The following is a 16,669-nucleotide window of genomic DNA, read 5'->3' on the forward strand; positions in this document are numbered from 1 at the left end:
GTGCTGTGAAATGTGATTGAAAGACGATAGTTTTTGCGCCGAGCTCAAATTATTTCGATCAGTCGAGGTGTGCATGCTGCGTGAACTCAAGACCTTTCTCGCGGTGGCGCGCCACGGCACGTTTGCTGCCGCCGGTTTGCACATCGGCCTGACACAATCGGCGGTCAGCGCGCAGATCCGCAATCTCGAACAGGCCTTGGGCATTCGACTGTTTGATCGCACTGGCCGCCAGGCGACGCTCAATCCGGCCGGGCAGCGCGCCTTGCCGATGGCTCAAGAGATGCTGGCGATCTTCAGCCGTATGGGCGAGAGCGAGGATGTCAGCGAGTTTCGCGGCGAGTTGAAAATCGGCGCGGTGGCCACCGCGCAAACCGGGTTGTTGCCCCAGGCGCTGTTGCGCTTGCGTCAGCAGGCTCCGGGGCTTGAGCCGAAACTGGTGCCGGGGGTGTCGCTGAATCTGTTGAGTCAGGTCGATGCCGGCGAGGTGGATCTGGCGATCATGATCAAGCCGCCGTTCGAGCTGCCCAAGGAGTTGTCGGCGACGGTGATTCGTCGCGAGCCGTTTGTGCTGATCGTGCCGCTGCAAGTCGAGGGCGACGATCCGCTGCGCCTGCTCGCCGAACAGCCGCAGGTGCGCTATGACCGCAATTCATTCGGCGGGCGGTTGGTGACGCGGTTTTTGCGCGAGCAGCGGATCGAGGTTGACGTGGCGCTGGAGCTGGATGAGCTGGAAGCGATCGTGAAGATGGTCGAGTCCGGGCTGGGCGTTTCGCTGTTGCCCAAGGCCGGATTGTGGCTGGAGCATCCGCTCAAGGTCAGGGTGATCGAGCTGGGTGAGCTGACGTTCTACCGCGAGATGGTCCTGTTGCAGCGCTATAGCCAGCGTAATCAGCCGATTCAAAAACTGTTTGCGCAGTGCCTCGAGTAATCCCCAATCCCCTGTGGGAGCGGGCTTGCTCGCGAAAGCGGTGTGTCAGGCCATGAGTAATTGCCTGAAGGAATGCCTTCGCGAGCAAGCCCGCTCCCACAGGGGGATAGTGTTCCAGGCACAGAAAACCCGCCGATTGGCGGGTTTTTTATCGGCAGACCGAAGATTACTCTTCGATATTGCCCATCGCGGTGGTGTTGAAGCCGCCGTCGACGTACATGATTTCACCGCTGATGCCCGACGCCAGGTCGGAGCACAGGAAGGCGCCGGCGTTGCCGACTTCTTCGATGGTGACGTTGCGGCGCAGCGGAGTTTGCGCTTCGTTGGCGGCCAGCATCTTGCGGAAGTTCTTGATGCCCGAGGCTGCCAGGGTACGGATCGGGCCAGCCGATACGCAGTTGACGCGGGTGCCGTCCGGGCCCAGGGAGCCCGCCAGGTAACGCACGCCAGCTTCCAGCGAAGCCTTGGCCATGCCCATCACGTTGTAGTTAGGCATGGTGCGCTCGGCGCCCAGGTACGACAGGGTCAGCAGGCTGCCGTTGCGGCCTTTCATCATTTCGCGGCCAGCCTTGGCCAGGGCCACGAAGCTGTAGGCGCTGATGTCGTGAGCGATGCGGAAACCTTCACGGGTGGTGGCTTCGGTGAAGTCGCCGTCCAGTTGGTCGCCCGGGGCGAAGCCGACGGAGTGCACGATGCAGTCCAGGCCGTCCCACTTCTTGCTCAGTTCTTCGAAGACCTTGGCGATTTCTTCATCGCTGGCCACGTCGCACGGGAAGCACAGCTCAGGGCTCGAACCCCAGCCCTGTGCGAACTCTTCAACGCGACCCTTGAGTTTGTCGTTCTGATAAGTGAAGGCAAGCTCAGCGCCCTCGCGATGCATGGCGGCAGCGATGCCGGATGCGATGGACAGCTTGCTGGCGACACCGACGATCAGTACGCGCTTACCGGCGAGAAAACCCATGTGTTGCTCCTCTTTCAGGTTATTGCGCAGTGGCTGGTGCCAAAAAAGCGGCTTCCAGCAACTGCTGTGTATACGGATGTTTGGGGGCGGCAAAAATATCTTGCGCAGCTCCCTGTTCGACCACTTGGCCATGCTTGACCACCATCAACTGGTGGCTCAGCGCTTTGACGACAGCCAGGTCATGGCTGATGAACAAATACGTCAGGTTGTACTTGGCTTGCAGTGAACGCAACAGCTCCACCACTTGCCGCTGCACCGTGCGGTCGAGCGCAGAAGTCGGCTCGTCCAGCAGGATCAGCGCCGGTTTGAGCACTAACGCTCGGGCAATGGCAATACGTTGCCGTTGCCCACCGGAAAATTCGTGGGGGTAGCGGTGCCGGGTTTCCGGATCCAGACCTACCTCCTTCAATGCCGCAATGATCGCCGCTTCCTGCTCGGCGGCGGTGCCCATCTTGTGAATCCGCAGGCCTTCGCCAACGATGTCGCTGACGCACATCCGCGGGCTCAGGCTGCCGAACGGATCCTGAAACACCACCTGCATCTCCCGACGCAACGGACGAACCTCGTTCTGCGTCAGGCAGTCTAGCTGTTTGCCCTCAAAGCGAATGGCGCCTTTGCTGCCGATCAGCCGCAAAATCGCCAGACCCAGCGTGGATTTGCCGGAACCGCTTTCCCCCACGATCCCCAGAGTCTGTCCCTGAGGCAGGCTGAAATTGATGCCGTCCACTGCCTTGACGTAATCCACCGTGCGCTTGAGCAGGCCTTTCTTGATCGGGAACCAGACTTTCAGGTTCTCGACTTCGAGCAGCGGCGCCCCGATTTTATTGGTCGCCGGGCCTCCGCTGGGCTCCGCGCCGAGCAATTCCCGAGTGTACGGATGCTGCGGCGAACGGAACAGCTCTGCGCACGATGCCTGTTCGACGATGCAACCGCGCTGCATGACACATACGCGATGCGCAATTCTTCGCACCAGGTTCAAATCGTGACTGATCAGTAGCAGCGACATGCCCAATCGAGCTTGAAGTTCCTTGAGCAAATCGAGGATTTTCAGCTGAACGGTCACGTCCAGTGCGGTGGTCGGTTCGTCGGCGATCAGCAACTCTGGCTCGTTGGCCAGGGCCATGGCGATCATCACTCGCTGGCGCTGGCCACCGGACAATTCGTGGGGCAGGGCCTTGAGGCGCTTGTGCGGCTCGGGGATGCCGACCATCTCCAAAAGCTCCAGCGTGCGCTTGGTTGCGACTTTACCGGTCAGGCCCTTGTGGATGCCCAGCACCTCGTTGATCTGCTTCTCGATCGAATGCAGCGGGTTGAGAGAGGTCATCGGCTCCTGAAAGATCATCGCGATCCGGTTACCGCGGATGTGGCGGATGGTTTTTTCGCTCAGGCCGAGCAGATTCTGCCCCGCATAGTTGATGCTGCCGGCTGGATGTCGGGCCAGCGGGTAGGGCAGCAGGCGCAGGATCGAGTGCGCCGTCACCGATTTGCCCGAGCCGGACTCGCCGACCAGCGCCAGGGTTTCACCGCGCTTGATGTCGAAACTCACGCCCTCGACTACTCGGTGCCGCCGCTCGTTCAAGCCGAACTCGACGGCGAGGTCGCGCACTTCGATCAGATTATCCTGATTCATTTCACTTCCTCGGGTCGAAGGCATCGCGAGCGGACTCGCCGATAAACACCAGCAGACTCAACATCAGCGCCAGCACGGCGAACGCGCTAATGCCCAGCCACGGTGCCTGGAGGTTGGATTTGCCCTGGGCCACCAGTTCACCCAGCGACGGGCTGCCGGCCGGCAAACCGAAGCCGAGGAAATCCAGCGCAGTCAGGGTGCCGATGGCGCCGGTGAGGATGAACGGCATGAAGGTCATGGTCGAAACCATGGCGTTGGGCAGAATATGGCGGAACATGATCGCACCGTTCTGCATGCCCAGCGCCCGCGCGGCGCGCACGTATTCGAGGTTGCGCCCGCGCAGGAACTCGGCGCGCACCACGTCGACCAGGCTCATCCACGAGAACAACAGCATGATCCCCAGCAGCCACCAGAAATTCGGCTGGACGAAACTGGCAAGGATGATCAGCAGGTACAGCACCGGTAATCCCGACCAGATCTCCAGAAAGCGTTGCCCGGCCAGATCGACCCAGCCGCCATAGAAACCCTGCAGCGCGCCGGCAATCACGCCGATGATCGAGCTGAGCACGGTCAGTGTCAGGGCAAACAGTACGGAAATGCGGAAGCCGTAGATCACCCGCGCCAGCACATCGCGGCCCTGATCGTCGGTGCCCAGCAGGTTGTCCGCCGACGGCGGGGCCGGGGCCGGGACTTTCAGGTCGTAGTTGATGCTCTGGTAGCTGTAGGGGATCGGCGCCCACAACACCCACGCATCCTTGGCCTTGAGCAGTTCGCGGATGTACGGGCTCTTGTAGTTGGCTTCCAGCGGGAATTCGCCGCCGAAGGTGGTTTCCGGGTAGCGCTTGATCGCCGGGAAGTACCAGTGGTTGTCGTAATGCACCACCAGCGGCTTGTCGTTGGCGATCAGCTCGGCACCGAGGCTCAGGCCGAACAGAATCAGGAACAGCCACAGCGACCACCAGCCACGCTTGTTGGCCTTGAACAGTTCGAACCGGCGGCGATTGAGAGGGGACAGGTTCATCTCAATGCTCCCGGCTGGCGAAGTCGATGCGCGGATCGACCAGAGTGTAGGTGAGGTCGCCGATCAGTTTCACCACCAGGCCGAGCAGGGTGAAGATGAACAGGGTGCCGAACACCACCGGGTAATCGCGGTTGATCGCCGCTTCGAAACTCATCAGGCCGAGGCCGTCGAGGGAGAAGATCACTTCCACCAGCAACGAGCCGGTGAAGAAGATGCCGATGAACGCTGACGGGAACCCGGCAATCACCAGCAGCATGGCGTTGCGGAACACGTGGCCGTAGAGCACGCGATTGCGCGTCAGGCCCTTGGCCTTGGCGGTGACCACGTACTGCTTGTTGATCTCGTCGAGGAAGCTGTTTTTGGTCAGCAGGGTCATGGTCGCGAAGTTGCCGATCACCAGTGCCGTCACCGGCAGCGCGAGGTGCCAGAAGTAGTCGAGGATCTTGCCGCCCAGGCTCAGTTCATCGAAGTTGTTCGAGGTCAGCCCGCGTAGCGGGAACCAGTCCAGATAACTGCCGCCAGCAAACACCACGATCAGCAGAATCGCAAAGAGGAACGCCGGAATCGCATAGCCGATGATGATCGCCGAACTGGTCCACACGTCGAAGTGGCTGCCGTGCCGCGTTGCCTTGGCGATCCCCAGCGGGATCGACACCAGGTACATGATCAGCGTGCTCCACAGCCCGAGCGAGATCGATACCGGCATCTTTTCCTTGATCAGGTCGATGACCTTGGCGTCGCGGAAAAAACTGTCGCCGAAATCCAGCTTCGCGTAGTTCTTGACCATGATCCACAGGCGTTCCGGGGCCGACTTGTCGAACCCGTACATGTGCTCGATTTCCTTGATCAGCGCCGGGTCCAGACCCTGCGCGCCGCGATAGGCGGAGCCGGCCACCGACACTTCGGCACCGCCACCGGCGATGCGGCTGGTGGCGCCTTCGAAGCCTTCGAGCTTGGCGATCATCTGCTCCACCGGGCCGCCGGGCGCGGCCTGGATGATCACGAAGTTGATCAGCAGAATGCCGAACAGGGTAGGGATGATCAGCAGCAGTCGCCGAAAAATATACGCCAGCATCTGATTACTCCGTGCCCGCAGGGTCGGCTTGCAGTTTGGTTTCGACTTCTATGGCGGGTTTCGCGTCAGGCTTGACCCACCAGGTGTTAATCCCGATGTCGTATTTGGGCGAGACTTTCGGGTGGCCGATGTGATTCCAGTAGGCCACGCGCCAAGTCTTGATGTGCCAGTTGGGGATCACGTAATAGCCCCATTGCAGCACCCGATCCAGCGCCCGGGCGTGAGCCACGAGGCTGCTGCGCGAGTCGGCGTTGATCAGGTTTTCCACCAGGTGATCGACGATCGGGTCCTTCAGGCCCATGGTATTGCGGCTGCTCGGTTTGTCGGCGGCGGCGCTCATCCAGAATTCGCGTTGCTCGTTACCCGGCGAGTTGGACTGCGGGAAGCTGCCGACGATCATGTCGAAGTCCCGCGAGCGCACACGGTTGATGTACTGCGAAACATCGACGCGGCGGATCACCAGATCGATGCCGAGGTCGGCCAGGTTGCGCTTGAACGGCAGCAGCACGCGTTCGAATTCGGTCTGCGCGAGGAGGAATTCGATGACCACCGGTTTGCCGGTGGCGTCGACCATTTTGTCGTCGACGATCTTCCAGCCCGCCTCTTGCAACAGCTGATAGGCCTCGCGCTGCTGGGCGCGGATCATGCCGCTGGCGTCGGTCTTGGGGTTTTCGAAAGCTTCGCTGAACACCTGGGCCGGGAGCTTGCTGCGAAACGGTTCGAGGATCGCCCGTTGCTCGGCGTCGGGCAGGCCGGTGGCGGCCATTTCCGAGTTCTCGAAATAACTGCGGGTGCGGAAATAGGCACCGTTGAACAGCTGTTTATTGGTCCATTCGAAATCAAACAGCAGGCCGAGCGCCTGACGCACCCGCACATCCTGAAACACCGGACGGCGCAGGTTGTAAACGAAGCCCTGCATGCCGGTCGGGTTGCTGTTGGCGATCTGTTCCTTGATCAAGCGACCTTCGGTGACCGCCGGGATGTTGTAAGCGTTGGCCCAGTTTTTCGCGGTCATTTCCAGCCAGTAATCGAACTGGCCGGCCTTCAACGCTTCGACGGCGACGGTGTTGTCGCGGTAGTAATCGGTGGTCATCACGTCGAAGTTGTAGAACCCGCGATTGACCGGCAGGTCCTTGCCCCAGTAGTCCTTGACCCGTTCATAGCGCACCGAGCGCCCGGCCTTCACTTCGGCGACCTTGTACGGCCCGCTGCCCAGCGGAATCTCCAGGTTGCCCTTGGTGAAATCGCGATTGGCCCACCAGTGTTTCGGCAGCACCGGGAGCTGACCGAGGATCAGCGGTAACTCGCGATTGTTGTTGTGCTTGAACTTGAACAGCACCTTGAGCGGGTCTTCGGCGATGGCTTCGTCGACATCGCTGTAGTAGCCACGAAACAGCGGCGAGCCGTCCTTGGTCAGGGTCTGGAAGCTGAACACCACGTCTTCGGCGCGCACCGGGTGGCCGTCGTTGAAGCGGGCTTCCGGGCGCAGGTAGAAACGCACCCAACTGTTGTCCGGGGCTTTTTCGATTTTGGCGGCAATCAGGCCGTATTCGGTGAACGGTTCGTCGAGGCTGTGCTTGGTCAGGGTGTCGTAGATCTGCCCGACGTCATCGGCCGGCACGCCTTTGCTGATGAACGGGTTGAGGCTGTCGAAGCCGCCGAATCCGGCCTGGCGGAAGATCCCGCCCTTGGGCGCGTCGGGGTTCACGTAGTCGAAGTTCTTGAAGTCGGCCGGGTACTTCGGCGGCTCGTTGTACAGGGTCACGGCGTGTTGCGGGGCGGCGCAGGCCAGCCCGGCGAACAGCAGACCGCTGGCCTGCACAAGCAGGGCGCGGATGGCGTTCATTGAGCTTTCTCCGAAGATTTCAGCCACCACGTGTTCAGACCCAGGGTGTAGGGCGGCGTGGTGACGAAGGCCAACCGGTTGCGGTAGGCCAGTCGGTGATAATTGAGGTACCAGTTGGGAATGCTGTAGTGCTGCCACAACAGCACGCGGTCCAGCGCCTTGCCGGCGGCAACTTGTTCGTCGCGGGTTTGCGCGGCGAGCAACTGTTCGAGCAGGTGATCGACCACCGGGTTGGCGATGCCCGCGTAATTCTTGCTGCCCTTGACCCCGACCTGACTGGAATGGAAATACTGCCATTGCTCCAGGCCCGGGCTGAGAGTCTGGTTGAGCGTCATCAGGATCATGTCGAAATCGAACTGGTCCAGACGCTGTTTGTACTGCGCGCGATCCACTGTGCGCAGGCGCGCGTCGATACCGATGCTGTTGAGGTTCTCGATGTACGGCTGGAGGATCCGTTCAAGATTCGGGTTGACCAGCAGCAGTTCGAAGCTCAGTGGCTGGCCCTTGGCGTTTTGCAGACGCTGGCCATTGAGTTTCCAGCCGGCCTCGGCGAGCAGCGCCAGGGCTTTGCGCATGGTTTCCCGGGGGATGCCGCGGCCATCGGTCTGCGGCAGGCTGAACGGTTCAGTGAGCAGCTTCGCCGGCAATTGATCCTTGTACGGCTTGAGCATCAGCCATTCATGGCCGATCGGCAGGCCGCTGGCGCTGAATTCGCTGTTGGGGTAGTAGCTGGTGGAGCGTTGGTAGGCGTCGCTGAAGAGTGCCCGGTTGGTCCACTCGAAGTCGAACATCAGGCCCATGGCTTCGCGGACTTTGACGTCGGCAAAGGTCGGACGCCGGGTGTTCATGAACAGCCCCTGGCTCTGCGTCGGGATCTGGTGCGGGATCTGCGCCTTGATCACCTCGCCACGGCGCACCGCCGGGAAGTTGTAGCCGTTGGCCCAGTTCTTCGCCTGATGCTCGATGTAGATGTCGAATTCGCCGGCCTTGAACGCTTCGAACGCCACGTCGCTGTCGCGGTAGAACTCGACTTCCACGCGATCGAAGTTGTACTTGCCGCGATTGACCGGCAGATCCTTGCCCCAGTAATCCTTGACCCGCTCGAAAATCAGCTGCCGCCCCGGCGTCACCGAGGTGATGCGGTACGGGCCGCTGCCCAGTGGTGGCTCGAAGGTAGTGGCCTTGAAGTCGCGATCCTTCCAGTAATGCTGCGGCAGCACTGGCAACTCACCGAGGCGCAGGATCAGCAGCGGATTGCCGGCGCGCTTCATCACGAAGCGGATGCGCTGCGGGTTGAGGATGTCCACGCGTGAGACTTCCTGCAAAGCGGTGCGGTACAGCGGATGACCTTCCTTGAGCAGCAAGCGATAGGAGAACGCCACGTCGTACGCGGTGATCGGTGTGCCATCGTGAAAACGTGCTTCCGGGCGCAGATTGAACACCACCCAGCTGCGATCTTCGCTGTACTCCACCGATTGCGCGATCAAGCCATAACTGGACGCCGGTTCGTCACCGGACGGCGAATACTGGCCGGTGCCGATCATCAGCGGTTCGTTCAGCTCATTGATGCCGTACTGCAGGAAATTCGGCGTGGTCACCGGGCTGGTGCCCTTGAAGGTGTACGGATTGACCGTATCGAAGGTGCCGAACGCCATCACCCGCAACGTACCGCCCTTGGGCGCTTGCGGGTTGACCCAGTCGAAGTGGGTAAATCTGGCCGGGTACTTGAGCGTGCCGAACTGCGCATAACCGTGACTCTCGGTAATCGTCGCGCTTGCGGGTGAGCTCAAGGCCAGGCTGATCAGGAGCAGGAGGAGGGGACGCTTCAAGTCAGATCCGATCCAGGCGGCTTGGGCTTTTGTGGCCGTACAGTAACAGCTTGTCTGGACAGGAAAAAGATGCGGGTTAATGCGGGCTTAATCGCCTTCGATTGCGTTTGCTTTTGGTGGGAGCGGGCTTGCTCGCGAATGCGGCCTGTCAGCCGCATATGAAGGTCACTGATACGCCGCATTCGCGAGCAAGCTCGCTCCCACAAAAGCAAAAAAGCCCCTGAAATTCAGGGGCTCTTCTGTCAATGCGGCTGGTAAACCGTGAGCATCTGCCCAGGCTTGAGGGCCTTGCCGGCACCCGGGTTCCAGCGCTTGAGATGCTGCATCTCGACGTTGAAACGCTTGGCCACCACATACAAGGTGTCGCCACGCTTGACCTTGTATTGGGTCTGCTGCTGGCTGTCAGCCTTGCCTTTGGTCTTGCTGTTGGCCGCGATCACGGTATTGACCCGGCCACTGTTGCGAGCCGGGGCGCGCTTGGTGGTGTCTTGCATCACCAGGGTCTGGCCGACCTTGAGGTTCTTGCCGGACAACTTGTTCCAGCGTTGCAGATCCTTGACTTCGACCTTGTTGGCCTTGGCAATGGAACCGAGGTTGTCACCGCGCTTGACCCGATAGGCGCGCTTGAGCTTCGCCACTTCACTTGGGTCGGCCCCGTCGAACACCGGTTTCAGCGAGCGCGGGCTGATCAGTTCTTCAGGTCGCATGGTCTGCAGGCTGGCGGTCAGCAGTTGCGCCTTGGAGGTCGGCACCAGCAGGTGCTGGGGACCATCGATGGTGGTGCGCTGCTTGAATGCCGGGTTGAGCTGGAACAGTTCGTCTTCGTCGATGTTGGCCACCGCGGCGACCTTGGACAGGTCCATGCGCTGGTTGATTTCGACGACCTGGAAATACGGTTCGTTGGCGATCGGGTTGAGATTCACCCCGTACGCTTCCGGGGCCAGTACCACTTGCGACAAGGCCAGCAGTTTGGGCACGTAGGCCTGGGTTTCTGCCGGCAGCGACGACAGGTTCCAGTAGTCGGTTGGCAGACCGAGCTTTTCGTTACGCTCGATGGCGCGGCTGACGGTGCCTTCACCGGCGTTATAGGCGGCCAGGGCCAGCAGCCAGTCACCGTTGAACATGTCATGCAGGCGGGTCAGGTAGTCCATCGCTGCCGTGGTCGAGGCAGTGATATCGCGACGGCCATCATAAAAGCGGGTCTGGCGCAGGTTGTAGTAGCGGCCGGTGGACGGAATGAATTGCCACAGGCCCGAAGCATCGGCCCGGGAGTAGGCCATCGGGTTGTAGGCGCTCTCGATCACTGGCAGCAGGGCCAGTTCCAGCGGCATGTTGCGCTCTTCGAGACGCTCGACGATGTAATGAATGTAGAGACTGCCGCGTTCGCCGGCGTTTTCCAGAAAGGACGGGTTACTGGCAAACCACAGGCGCTGCTGCTCGATGCGCGGGTTGACGCCCAGGCCGTCCTGCAGCTGGAAACCACCGCGCATGCGCTCCCAGATGTCCTGAGGCACCTGCGGACTTGGCTTTTCGCTCAGCCAGATCGGCTTCTGCTTGGCTCGCGCAGCAATGTTCGGCGTATGGCTCGCCTCGGACTGCGGAGCATGGCTGGAGCAGCCCGCCAACGTGGCGGACACAGCGACCGCGATGGCTTGAGCCAGGCGGGTCAACGTGTCTGAATTGACGGACTTACGTATGGATGACGACATTGGCTGGAAGTAAGTTCCGGGCAAAAATGTCGGGCGATTCTAGAAAGCGCACCCCCTGCGGTCAACCATTCAGAATTTTTGTACCAAGTGGTGAGTCACTTAGAACGTATCTTTCCACGCCCGCAGAGCCGCAAAAACCTCACTCGGCGCCCGGTTTTGAGCGCCTGCCCGTTCGTCCACTTTTTGTGTAACTAATGTTTCAGTGGTACGCAAAAACGGATTGGTGAGCTTTTCCAGGGCCAGGGTCGAGGGCAGGGTCATCACGCCTTTTTCCCGTTGTTGGGTGACTTTTTCCAGACGGGCGGCAATGTCCGGGTTACTCGGTTCGACGGCCGCGGCAAATTTCAGATTGCTCAGGGTGTATTCATGGGTGCAATACACCAGCGTATCCTCGGGCAAGCTGGCGAGGCGGCTGAGCGAGTGGTGCATCTGTTCTGGCGTACCTTCGAACAGGCGTCCGCAACCGGCGGCGAACAGGGTGTCGCCGCAAAACAGCAGGCCATGGTGGTAATAGGCGATGTGGCCGAGGGTGTGACCGGGCACCGCATAGACATCGAAGTCCCAGCCGAGGACGCTGACCTTGTCGTTGTCCTTGAGCGCCACGTCGCGCCCCGGGATGTTTTCGCTGGCCGGGCCGTAGACTTTGGCGCCGCTCGCCGCTTTCAGGCGTTCGACGCCGCCGACGTGATCGTGATGGTGATGGGTGATCAGAATGTCGCTCAACACCCAGCCCGGGTGCGCGGCCAGCCAGGCCTGCACCGGTGCGGCATCGCCCGGGTCGACCACGGCGCAGCGCTGGGTGCGGTGATCCTGTAACAACCAGATGTAGTTGTCGGTGAACGCGGGCAGGGCACTGATCTGTATCATCGTCGGAATTCGCCAAGCGGAAAACATTGGCGCATCTTAGAGCTTCTAGCGGCGTTGGAGAATGACATGACCGATAAAGCGTTCGCTCAGGCCGATCCCGACTGGCTGGCGTTGATCGGCGCGGCCCGAGAATGGCTGGCCGGCCCGCTCGGGCAATTTCTGCTGGATGAAGAACGGCGCATGCTCGAGGACGAGTTGGGGCGGTTCTTCGGCGGCTACCTGGTGCATTACGGGCCGTCGGCCCAGACTCCGCCGTCGGCGCCGCAGGTGCAGCGCAACGTGCGGCTCGGCGCGCCATTGCCGGGGGTCGAGATCGTCTGCGAGGAACAGGCCTGGCCATTGAGTGAGCACGCTGCCGACGTGGTGGTGTTGCAGCACGGTCTGGATTTCTGTCTGTCGCCCCACGGTTTGCTGCGCGAAGCGGCAAGCAGCGTGCGCCCCGGCGGGCATCTGCTGATCATCGGCATCAACCCCTGGAGCACCTGGGGCTTGCGCCATGTATTCGCCCACGATGCGTTGCGTCAGGCACGCTGCATCTCGCCATCGCGGGTGGCCGACTGGCTCAATCTGCTGGGCTTTGCGCTGGAGAAACGCCGCTTCGGGTGCTATCGTCCGCCGCTCGCGTCGCCCAAGTGGCAGGCCCGACTGGCCGGCTGGGAACGCAAGGCCGGCGACTGGCAACTGTCGGGCGGTGGCTTCTATTTATTGGTCGCGCGCAAGATCGTGGTTGGCCTGCGTCCGGTGCGTCAGGAGCGCCGCGAGCCGATGGGCAAGCTGATTCCGCTGCCGATGGCCAAGGTCAACCGCCGTCGTATCGAACCGTAAACCTTCTTTTTATAGTGGCCGGACGTGCTCCGGCCGCGGCCATCGTCGATCCGCGATTGACGGGGCCAGGCATTTTTCTGGATAGAGTGGCATGAGCGAAAGCGTCGATAGCGTAGAACTGTTCACCGACGGTGCCTGCAAGGGCAACCCCGGCCCGGGCGGCTGGGGCGCCTTGCTGGTGTGCAAGGGCGTCGAAAAGGAACTGTGGGGCGGCGAAGCCAACACCACCAACAACCGCATGGAACTGCTCGGCGCCATCCGTGGCCTCGAAGCCTTGAAGCGGCCGTGCGAAGTGCTGCTGGTGACCGACTCGCAATACGTGATGAAGGGCATCAACGAGTGGATGGCCAACTGGAAAAAACGCGGCTGGAAGACAGCGGCGAAAGAGCCGGTGAAAAACGCCGACCTGTGGAAAGAGCTGGATGAGCAGGTCAACCGGCACAAGGTCACCTGGAAGTGGGTGCGCGGGCACATTGGTCACCACGGTAACGAACGGGCTGACCAGTTGGCCAACCGTGGGGTGGATGAAGTTCGCGGGTACAAGCAGAGCTGATTCCCTCCGCTGCACCGAGTCGTGGCCTTCGCGAGCAAGCCCGCTCCCACACTGGATCTCCTGCTTACATCAACATTGTGACCACCGCAGATCCTGTGTGGGAGCGGGCTTGCTCGCGAATGGGCGCGACACGGTCTGACTGAAACACCCCCACCGAGCGTGTTAATATCGCCGCTTTTGCACGATTGACCCCGTTGAGAATTGAACACTGATGGCCACCAGATCCGTTGTACTCGATACCGAAACCACCGGCATGCCGGTGACCGATGGTCACCGGATCATTGAAATCGGCTGTGTCGAACTGATCGGTCGGCGCCTGACGGGCCGGCACTTTCACGTCTACCTGCAACCGGATCGCGAGAGTGACGAGGGCGCGATCGGCGTCCACGGCATCACCAACGAATTCCTCGTCGGCAAGCCACGTTTCGCCGAAGTCGCCGACGAGTTCTTCGAGTTCATCAACGGCGCGCAGCTGATCATCCATAACGCGGCGTTCGACGTTGGCTTCATCAACAACGAATTCGCCTTGATGGGGCAGCACGATCGCGCTGACATCACCCAGCATTGCACCATCCTCGACACCCTGATGATGGCCCGGGAACGTCACCCGGGGCAGCGCAACAGCCTTGACGCGTTGTGCAAGCGTTATGGCGTCGACAACTCCGGCCGTGAACTGCACGGCGCCTTGCTCGACTCGGAGATTCTCGCCGACGTCTACCTGACCATGACCGGTGGCCAGACCAGCCTGTCGCTGGCCGGCAACGCTTCCGACGGCAATGGCACGGGCGAGGGCGCGGACAACTCCGCCACCGAAATCCGTCGTCTGCCGGCGGATCGTCAGCCTGCGCGGATCATTCGGGCGACGGAAGAAGAACTGGCGGCGCATATGGCGCGACTCGAAATCATCGCCAAATCTGCGGGTGGCCCGGCGTTGTGGACGCAGATCGCCGAGGCTGATGCTCAGGCCTAAAGATCAAAGATCAAAAGATCGCAGCCTTCGGCAGCTCCTACAGGGGATCGCATTTCTTTGTAGGAGCTGCCGCAGGCTGCGATCTTTTGCTTTTGGCTGAGTGAAGCCAACTGGCCACCCTCGCCACTTTCGCTGCAACCCTCTACCCTGAGTGCATTGGCAGACTTTGATCTGCCGCCTCGGGACACTGAGCCTCATGTACAAAGATTTGAAGTTTCCGGTGTTGATCGTCCACCGCGACATCAAGGCCGACACGGTCGCCGGTGACCGTATCCGTGGCATCGCCCGGGAGTTGGAGCAGGAAGGTTTCAATATCGTTTCGGCCATCGACTACACCGAAGGGCGGTTGGTGGCGTCGACCCATCATGGTCTGGCGTGCATGCTGATCGCAGCCGAAGACGCCAGCACCCATTCCCATCTCTTACAAAACATGGCCGAACTGATCGGTCTGGCCCGGGTGCGGGCGCCGGATCTGCCGATCTTTGCTCTGGGCGAACAGGTGACTCTGGAAAACGCCCCGGCCGATGCCATGGCCGAGCTCAATCAGCTGCGCGGCATTCTTTATCTGTTCGAAGACACCGTGCCGTTTCTCGCCCGGCAAGTGGCGCGGGCGGCGCGCAAATATCTGGATGGTCTGCTGCCGCCGTTCTTCAAGGCACTGGTGCAGCACACCGCCGATTCCAACTATTCCTGGCACACCCCCGGTCATGGCGGCGGCGTGGCCTATCACAAGAGCCCGGTGGGGCAGGCGTTTCATCAGTTCTTTGGTGAAAACACCCTGCGTTCGGACTTGTCGGTATCGGTGCCGGAGCTCGGTTCGCTGCTCGATCACACCGGCCCGCTCGCTGAAGCGGAAGAGCGTGCGGCGCGCAACTTCGGTGCCGATCACACGTTTTTCGTGATCAATGGCACCTCGACCGCCAACAAGATCGTCTGGCATTCGATGGTCGGTCGCGATGATCTGGTGCTGGTGGATCGCAACTGCCACAAGTCAGTGCTGCACGCGATCATCATGACCGGCGCGATCCCGTTGTACCTGTGCCCGGAGCGCAATGAGCTGGGGATCATCGGCCCGATTCCGCTGAGCGAATTCAGCCGCGAATCGATCCAGGCCAAAATCGACGCCAGCCCGTTGACCAAGGGCCGTGCGCCGAAAGTCAAACTGGCGGTGGTGACCAACTCGACCTACGACGGCTTGTGCTACAACGCCGAGCTGATCAAACAGAGCCTGGGCAACAGCGTGGAAGTCCTGCATTTCGATGAGGCTTGGTACGCCTACGCGGCGTTTCACGAGTTCTTCGCCGGGCGTTATGGCATGGCCACCTCGCGCACAGAAGACAGCCCGCTGGTGTTCACCACCCATTCCACGCACAAACTGCTCGCCGCGTTCAGCCAGGCCTCGATGATTCATGTGCAGGACGGCGGTGCGCGGCAACTGGACCGTGACCGTTTCAACGAAGCGTTCATGATGCACATCTCGACCTCGCCGCAGTACAGCATCATCGCTTCGCTGGATGTCGCTTCGGCGATGATGGAGGGCCCGGCCGGGCGCTCGCTGTTGCAGGAAACCTTCGATGAAGCCCTGAGTTTTCGCCGGGCGCTGGCCAATCTGCGCCAGCACATCGCGGCGGATGACTGGTGGTTCTCGATCTGGCAGCCGCCGGGCGTCGAAGGTATCGACCGGGTGCAGACCGAAGACTGGCTATTACAGCCGGATGCCGACTGGCATGGCTTTGGTGAAGTCAGCGACGACTATGTGCTGCTCGACCCGATCAAAGTGACCCTGGTGATGCCCGGCCTGAACGCCGGCGGTGCGCTGAGCGAGAAGGGCATCCCGGCGGCGGTGGTCAGCAAGTTCCTTTGGGAGCGCGGGTTGGTGGTGGAGAAGACCGGGCTGTACTCGTTTCTGGTGCTGTTCTCGATGGGCATCACCAAGGGCAAATGGAGCACGCTGCTCACCGAGTTGCTGGAGTTCAAGCGCAGTTACGACGCCAACGTCAGTCTGGCCACTTGCCTGCCTTGCGTGGCGCAGCAAGACACCGCGCGCTATCGCGGCATGGGCCTGCGTGACCTGTGCGATCAACTGCACGCCTGTTACCGCAGCAACGCCACCGCCAAGCATCTGAAACGCATGTACACGGTACTGCCGGAAATCGCCATGAAACCGGCCCACGCCTACGATCATCTGGTGCGCGGCGAAGTCGAGGCGGTGCCGATCGATGAGCTGGAAGGGCGGATTGCGGCGGTGATGCTGGTGCCGTATCCACCGGGTATTCCGTTGATCATGCCGGGCGAACGCTTTACCGAGGCGACCCGCTCGATCATCGACTACCTGAAGTTTGCCCGCACGTTCGATAGCAGCTTCCCCGGTTTTGTCGCTGATGTGCATGGACTGCAACATGAAGACGAGGGCAATGGGCGGCAGTACACCGTCGATTGCGTCAAGGAATGAGGA

The 16,669-nt window shown here is 61.1% G+C and carries 13 protein-coding genes; 5 read left to right on the forward strand and 8 right to left on the reverse strand.

Annotated features, from left to right (window positions below; genetic code table 11):
- Positions 1–73 precede the first annotated feature (73 nt).
- Positions 74–928, forward strand: a complete 855-nt coding sequence (locus tag V9L13_RS04105; RefSeq protein WP_338801573.1) for a LysR family transcriptional regulator — start codon at positions 74–76, stop codon at positions 926–928.
- 166 nt (positions 929–1,094) lie between these two features.
- Here V9L13_RS04105 and fabI read toward each other — a convergent pair whose 3' ends face one another.
- The 8 genes from fabI to gloB form a co-directional block, all read right to left on the reverse strand.
- Complete coding sequence (fabI, locus tag V9L13_RS04110; RefSeq protein WP_003202751.1) at positions 1,095–1,889, reverse strand: enoyl-ACP reductase FabI; 795 nt, start codon at positions 1,887–1,889, stop codon at positions 1,095–1,097.
- 19 nt (positions 1,890–1,908) lie between these two features.
- Positions 1,909–3,519 carry an ABC transporter ATP-binding protein gene (locus V9L13_RS04115; RefSeq protein WP_103485053.1) on the reverse strand — a complete coding sequence of 537 codons (1,611 nt, stop codon included), beginning with the start codon at positions 3,517–3,519 and terminating at the stop codon, positions 1,909–1,911.
- Position 3,520: 1 nt separating this feature from the next.
- Complete coding sequence (locus V9L13_RS04120; protein ID WP_003224146.1) at positions 3,521–4,540, reverse strand: ABC transporter permease; 1,020 nt, start codon at positions 4,538–4,540, stop codon at positions 3,521–3,523.
- Between the two features lies 1 nt (position 4,541).
- Positions 4,542–5,615: a microcin C ABC transporter permease YejB gene (locus tag V9L13_RS04125; RefSeq protein ID WP_003224148.1), complete on the reverse strand. Its 1,074-nt coding sequence runs from the start codon at positions 5,613–5,615 to the stop codon at positions 4,542–4,544.
- A 4-nt stretch (positions 5,616–5,619) separates the two neighbouring features.
- Entirely contained in the window at positions 5,620–7,461 is a 1,842-nt protein-coding gene (locus V9L13_RS04130; RefSeq protein WP_338801578.1) for an extracellular solute-binding protein, read from the reverse strand.
- Positions 7,458–9,290 (reverse strand): extracellular solute-binding protein, encoded by a 1,833-nt coding sequence (locus V9L13_RS04135; protein ID WP_338801579.1) that lies wholly within the window; start codon positions 9,288–9,290, stop codon positions 7,458–7,460. Before V9L13_RS04135 ends, V9L13_RS04130 begins: the two co-directional genes overlap by 4 nt.
- 242 nt (positions 9,291–9,532) lie before the next feature.
- Positions 9,533–10,999 carry a LysM peptidoglycan-binding domain-containing protein gene (locus V9L13_RS04140; RefSeq protein WP_003224155.1) on the reverse strand — a complete coding sequence of 489 codons (1,467 nt, stop codon included), beginning with the start codon at positions 10,997–10,999 and terminating at the stop codon, positions 9,533–9,535.
- Positions 11,000–11,098: 99 nt separating this feature from the next.
- Positions 11,099–11,866 (reverse strand): hydroxyacylglutathione hydrolase, encoded by a 768-nt coding sequence (gene gloB / locus V9L13_RS04145; protein ID WP_103485056.1) that lies wholly within the window; start codon positions 11,864–11,866, stop codon positions 11,099–11,101.
- A 66-nt stretch (positions 11,867–11,932) separates the two neighbouring features.
- Between gloB and V9L13_RS04150 the strand changes: the two genes are divergently transcribed.
- From V9L13_RS04150 to V9L13_RS04165, 4 genes are all read left to right on the forward strand, one after another.
- Complete coding sequence (locus V9L13_RS04150; RefSeq protein WP_003224159.1) at positions 11,933–12,691, forward strand: methyltransferase domain-containing protein; 759 nt, start codon at positions 11,933–11,935, stop codon at positions 12,689–12,691.
- A 91-nt stretch (positions 12,692–12,782) separates the two neighbouring features.
- Positions 12,783–13,244, forward strand: coding sequence for a ribonuclease HI (rnhA, locus tag V9L13_RS04155; protein ID WP_003224162.1), 462 nt, complete (start codon positions 12,783–12,785; stop codon positions 13,242–13,244).
- Positions 13,245–13,455: 211 nt separating this feature from the next.
- The gene (dnaQ, locus tag V9L13_RS04160) at positions 13,456–14,214 is read left to right on the forward strand and encodes a DNA polymerase III subunit epsilon (protein WP_007965849.1); all 759 of its coding nucleotides are present in this window, start codon (positions 13,456–13,458) and stop codon (positions 14,212–14,214) included.
- 196 nt (positions 14,215–14,410) lie between these two features.
- Positions 14,411–16,666 carry an Orn/Lys/Arg decarboxylase N-terminal domain-containing protein gene (locus tag V9L13_RS04165; RefSeq protein WP_003224166.1) on the forward strand — a complete coding sequence of 752 codons (2,256 nt, stop codon included), beginning with the start codon at positions 14,411–14,413 and terminating at the stop codon, positions 16,664–16,666.
- Positions 16,667–16,669 lie beyond the last annotated feature (3 nt).

Source organism: Pseudomonas sp. RSB 5.4 (assembly GCF_037126175.1).
Classification (GTDB): Bacteria; Pseudomonadota; Gammaproteobacteria; order Pseudomonadales; family Pseudomonadaceae; genus Aquipseudomonas; species Aquipseudomonas fluorescens_H.